Origin of the sequence: Promicromonospora sp. NPDC023987 (genome assembly GCF_040639055.1) — a bacterium.
Lineage (GTDB): Bacteria > Actinomycetota > Actinomycetes > Actinomycetales > Cellulomonadaceae > Promicromonospora.
On record NZ_JBEZZF010000131.1, the window covers coordinates 1 to 6,081 of the forward strand.

A 6,081-nucleotide genomic window follows, 5' to 3' on the forward strand; every position below is an offset into this window, starting at 1 on the left:
GGCGGGCCCGGTCACCGCCCGCCGCGCCGGGCGGACGGCGGACGGGCTCATCACGCAGGCGGCACCCCTGGAGCGGATGTCGTCGCTGCTCACGACTGACGTTCTACCGACTACATGCCCTGCCGTAGGCCCTGCCGTAGGCCCTGCCGTCCTACGCTGGCCCGCATGGCAGCGCACCCGGACACCACACGTGACGCCGCACCCGAGGGTGTCGATCCCGACAGCGACTTCGAAGCCGTCGGGATCGACGACGACTCCCGGCTCATCTACCGGTACGTGCTCGCCCAGGGCACCGTCCGGGTGGGGGACGTCGCCAGGGACGTGCCGCTCGACGGGACCGACGCCGCAGGGATGCTGGCCCGGCTCCGGACCGCCGGCCTGATCAACCGCACCAGCGGCCGCGACGGCGAGTACACGGCGGTCGATCCCCGCGTCGCACTGCGGGCGCTGACCGACCGGACCGCCGCACAGCTGGACCGGGTCCGCGCGACGATCCCGGACCTGGCCGAGCTGTTCGAGCACCCCGGTGACGCGCCGCGTTCGGGCGCCGGGGTGCACGTCATCGACGATCCCGCGCTCATCGGCGCCTGGTACACCCGCCTGGAGCACGAGGTGACCGGCGAGTTCATGGCGTTCGACCGGCCGCCCTACGTCCTGGCCGGCGAGAACCCGGTCGAGCCGCTCGTGCTGGAGCGCGGCGTGCTGTGGCGGGCGGTGTACGCGGCGGAGGTGCTGGAGCGCCCCGGCGCCTGGGCGGAGATGCGCTATGCGGCGTCCCAGGGCGAGCAGGCCAGGATCGCCCGGACGCTGCCGACCAAGCTGGCCATCGCGGACCGGCGGACGGCGCTGGTCAGCTCCACGCTCGACGCGCACCGCCCCACGGCGGTCGTCGTCGAGGGCGGACCGCTGGTCGACCTGCTCTGCGCCGCCTTCGAGGCGGTGTGGGCCGACTCGGTCGAGGTCCCGCCCACCGACAGCCTCGACGGCGCTGCTCCCCCGGACCGCGGGCCGGGCAAGGGCGACCGGGCGCTGCTCGCCCTGCTCGGCTCGGGCGCGAAGGACGAGACGATCGCGCGCGAGCTCGGCCTGTCCGAGCGCACGCTCCGGCGGCGCAGCGCCGACCTGCTGCGCCGGCTAGGGGCCGCGAACCGCTTCCAGGCGGGCGCCCAGGCCGTCCGCCGCGGCTGGATCTGACGCCCGCTGACTGACCGGCCGTCAGCAGGCGGGTGAAACCGGGCCTCCCGCGTGACGGCCGTGTTAACTCGTGCGGCCGCTACCGGCCAGTGGCCGGAACCGGCCAACGAGACCATTGCCCTGCCGGTCCGACGGCGGCTAGACAGCCCTCATGCAACCTCTGCCCTCCGGCCGTCGCTGGGGTGCTCTCTTCACGAGCACCCTCGTCGCGGCCTCCGTGATCCTGTCTCCGGGCGCCGCCGTAGCCGCCCCGGACTCCGACCCGGTACGGGTCATCATCGAGCTCGAGACGCCCACCGCCGCCGACGTCGTCGGCCACGAGGAGGTCGCCGCCGCGCGCTCCGGCCGGCCGTCGGCACTCCGCGCGTTCGCAGCCGACTACCGGGCCGCCGTCGCCTCCGTCGAGGAGGCGCAGGGCGGAGTCACCTCCTGGGCGGTCCGCGAGGGGGTGGCGCTGGACGACACCGAGCCGGTCACCGGCCTGCTGGCCGGGCTGGTCGCGACCGTCGACACCGCCGACCTGGCCGAGCTGCGCTCCGCGCCGGGCGTCGCGCGCGTCACGAAGGACGCGCCGGTGCACATCCTCGGCGAGGCCAACATCCCGGCCACCGGCGCACCGCAGGTGTGGGAGCGCACCGACTCCGCCGGCACGCCCGTCCAGGGCGACGGCCGCACCGTCGCGGTCATCGACACGGGCGTCGACTACTCGCTGGCCGACCTCGGCGGCGGGTTCGGCCCGGGCCACCGGGTCGTGGACGGGTACGACTTCGTCAACGACGACGCCGACCCCATGGACGACCACATGCACGGCACCCACGTGGCGGGCGTCGTCGGCGCCGGCGGGGACAACCTCACCGGCATGGCGCCGGAGGTCTCGCTCACCGCGTGGAAGGCGCTGGACGAGAACGGCGGCGGCACGACGTCCGACCTGCTGCTCGCGCTCGAGGCCGCGACGGACCCGCTGGGCGACGCCCCGGCCGACGTCGTGAACATGAGCCTCGGCGGGGTCGGCGACGGCACCGACCCGCTGGGGCGCGCCGCCACCGCGGCCGTGCAGCAGGGCGTCGTGGTCGTGGCGGCGGCCGGCAACGCCGGGCCCACCGGCCAGACCGTGAGCACGCCCGCCGCGGCCGAGGGCGTCATCGCCGTCGGGGCGGGCGTCACCGGCGTCACCGACCCGACGCTGACGCTCGACGGGGCGCGGCCGGGCGACGAACCGCGCCCGCTGGACGTCGACCGCTTCCCGCTGTCGGCCAACCCGCCCGCCGACGGCTTCTCGGCGCGCCTGGTCGACGTCGGCGACGGCCTCGACCAGGAGGACTACGACGAGGCGGGCGACGTCACCGGCGCCATCGTCGTCATGGACAGCCTCGTGGTCTCGGACCTCGGCCAGGTCCAGGGCGGCCACCTCGTCCAGGCCGAGCTCGCCGAGGAGCACGGTGCCGTCGGGGCCCTGCTGTACAGCCCGAGCCCGACCGACCCGGTCGAGGACGGCGCCGGCCCGCAGGGCGGCGCGAGCGTGCTCACCGACGGCGGGTTCGACCTGCGGCGCGAGAGCCTCGTCATGATGTCGATCAGCTCCGCCGAGTACCAGGAACTCAAGCACGAGGTGGCGGCGGGGACCGCGAGTGCCACCGTGGGCTCGGCCGACCGCACCGACACGATCGCCGGGTTCAGCTCGCGCGGCCCGAGCGACGCGATGACGCTCAAGCCGGAGATCGTCGCGCCCGGTTACGAGATCCTGTCCGACATCCCGGCGTCGCTCGGCGTGGAGGGCAACCAGTACCGCTTCTCGGGCACGTCGATGGCCGCCCCGCACGTCGCGGGAGCTGCCGCCCTCCTGGCCCAGGCTCGCCCTGAGCAGACCGCCGCGCAGCTGCGCGCGACCCTGATCGGTAGCGCGCAGCCGCTGGAGTCCGACGACGCCGGGCTGTCGCCGTCGGGCCAGGGCGCCGGCAAGCTTGACGTCGCGGCGGCGGTGGACCAGCAGGTCACGGCGTCGCCCGATGCCGTGTCGCTGGGGCTGGCCGACATGGGCACCGACCGTGCGAGCACGCGGAGCGTCGTGCTGCACAACGCGGGCGACCGGGCGGTGACCGTCCGGCTGTCGGTCGAGGCGTCGGACGGCAGCACCGGCGAGGCTGAGCTGTCGGAGCGGCGGCTGCGGGTCCCCGCGGGCCGCGACGCCTCGGTCGAGCTCACGGTCACGCCGGCCGTCGGCGCCGGCGCCGCGGAGACCTCCGGCGTGGTAGTCGGCAAGGTCTCCGACGGCAGCAGCGTCCGGGTGCCGTACGCGGCGTACGTGCGCCCGCTGCAGGTCCAGGCCTCGCCGGCCCCCGCCGTCGGAGAGACCGAGGTCTTCGTGCACGCGGTGATGGCCCCGGAGGCGACGCCGACAGTGGTCGCGACGGCGCCGTCGGGCGAGCGGTACACGGCAGCGCTGGCGGCCGTCGGCGCGAACCCCGGCTGGTACCGCGGCACCGTGCCGCTGGACGAGCAGGGCACCTACCACCTGCGGGCGAAGGCGACCGTCACGGGGCGCACCCTGACCGGTGAGGCGGTCCTGCAGTCGGAGGGCGCCGCGCAGCCGGGCGCCTGGGAGCAGGTCGGGCTCTCGGGCGGGGCCCGCGCGCTCGCCGTCTCGCCGACTGCCCCTGGCACCGGCATGGCGATGACGTCGACCGGTGTCCACCCGTTCGTGACCACCGACCGCGGCGAGACGTGGGAGCGCGTGCGCAGCATGCCGGTCGCCGACGGCTGGGGCATCCCTGTGGCCGACACGACCGCTCCGGGCGCGTTCTACGTGGCGCTCAACGCCGCCGCCGGCAAGGTGGTGCTCGACCCGAGCTACCGTGGCCGGATCGTGCACACGCCGGACGCGGGCGCCACCTGGACGGTGCTGCCCTTCCCGGACGTGGCCGTCGACGAGCTCGTCGCGCACGACGACGCGCTCGCCGCGATCACGCCCGACGGCGTGTACCTCAGCCGGGACGGCGGCCAGGACTGGCGCTCGGTCCCCGCCACGTGGGACGGCGAGGCTGCGGACGCGGTCTTCGCCGGCGACGACCTGCTGATCACCACCTTCCACGGCATCTACCGCGTGGCCGACGTCCTCGACGGGGGTGACGAGGTCACCCGGACCTACGCCGGCTCCGACTACGACACGCGCCCGCAGGGCATCGCGGCGGACGGAGCCACTGCGGTCGCCGTGCGCGGCGACGGCGTGTCCATGGTGTCGACGGACGGTGGGGCCACGTGGGCCGACGCCGCCGACACCGACCAGTCGTACGTCACCGAGACCACGATGGTCGAGGGTGTCGCGTACGCGGCCGGCCTGTCCTCGTACAGCACGAGCACCGACGACGGCGCCACCTGGACCGAGCACCCGCTGCCCGTCCGGGGCCCGCTGGCCACCGACGTCGACCACTGGCCGGGCACCTCGCCGACCAGCCTGGTCATGAGCATGGAGAACTCCGGGTACTACGCCACCGACGACGGCGAGCGCTGGACCCGGACGGGGGTCTCCGGGACCGATGTGCGCGGTGTGCACGTCGGCACGGGGGCCGACGGCGAGCCGGTGCTGCGCGCCGTCGACGCGGAGGGTCTGCACGTCCGGCCGCTGGCCGACGTCGGACCGGACGCCCAGGACTGGGGCTCGCTCCACCCGGGCGGGGTCGGCTACGCGTTCACCCACGTGACGCAGTCGGCGGTGGGCGAGCACGCGGTCTGGGCCATCGGCAACAACGCCTTCGGCGGGGCCAAGATCCGCACCGGGCCCGCCGGGACGACCGACGCGGACCTCGAGCGCGTCGGCCCGTCCGGCGGGTTCACTCCCGGGGCGCTGGCGGTCTCATCGCACGACGACGCCGCGAGTGACGGCGACACGGTCGTCGTCTCGTACGGCACCATGTCGGCCCGCGGGATCATGGTGTCGCGCGACGGGTTTGACACCTGGCGCACGTACGACAACGACCTGCGGGTCGCTCAGGTCGCGTTCGACCCGGAGGACTCGCGGCGCCTGTGGCTCGCCACCTCGACGGGCCTCTACCGGTCCGACGACCTCGGCGCCACCCTCACCCGGCTGACCAGCGCAGACACGCGGTCGGTCTGGGTCGATCCCGACGACACCGACCACGTCGTGGCCGGTGAGCGACCGGGCATCCGCGTCAGCACCGACGGCGGCGAGTCCTTCCACGCCGCCGAGGTGCCCGACTCGTACGCCGACGTCGAGTCGATCGTCGCCGTCGAGGTGCCGGACGGCCCGGCCGCCGGGACGCAGCTCCTCGTCGCGGCGGGCGCGCGGTGGCAGCCGAACGGCCTCGTGGTGAACGGTGCCGGCACGTTCGTCTCGGCCGACGGCGGCGCCACGTGGACGCCCGCGTCGGGCGGCCTGACGGCCATGTCGGTGCGCTCGCTGGCCGTGAGCGCCGACGGCGCCTGGGTCTACGCGGGCACCGACGAGGGTGGCGTGCACCGCACGGCCACCGGCGAGCTCGTGCCCGCCGACGCCCTGCCTGCGGCCACGACCACGCGGATCGAGGCGCCGGACACGGTGCGCCGCTGGGAGCGGGCCCGGGTCCGGGTGACGGTCGGCGCCGACGACGCCACCCCGACCGGGTCGGTGACCGTCACGGTCGCCCGCGCGGACGACCGGCGACCGTACGAGAGGACGGTCCGGCTGCGGGACGGTCACGCCGAGCTGCGGCTGCCCCCGCTCGTCCGGGCGGGCACCTACACGGTGACCGCCGGCTACGGGGCGACCGAGGACTTCGCGGCCTCGGAGGCGAGCACGGAGATCAAGGTGCGGAGGTAGGCCTGGCCCGTCCCGCGTGGTGGGGGGGGTCTGTCTGCGTGTGGGGAGACGCACCACGCTAGCACCGCGAGCGA

At 75.3% G+C, this 6,081-nt stretch carries 2 protein-coding genes; both read left to right on the plus strand.

Annotated features, from left to right (window positions below):
• Window positions 1-165 precede the first annotated feature (165 nt).
• A complete protein-coding gene (locus AB0F40_RS27060) occupies window positions 166-1,194 on the plus strand; it encodes a helix-turn-helix transcriptional regulator (protein ID WP_357475337.1) in 1,029 nt (342 codons plus the stop codon).
• Window positions 1,195-1,345: 151 nt separating this feature from the next.
• Entirely contained in the window at window positions 1,346-6,007 is a 4,662-nt protein-coding gene (locus AB0F40_RS27065; protein WP_357475340.1) for a S8 family serine peptidase, read from the plus strand.
• Window positions 6,008-6,081: the final 74 nt, after the last annotated feature.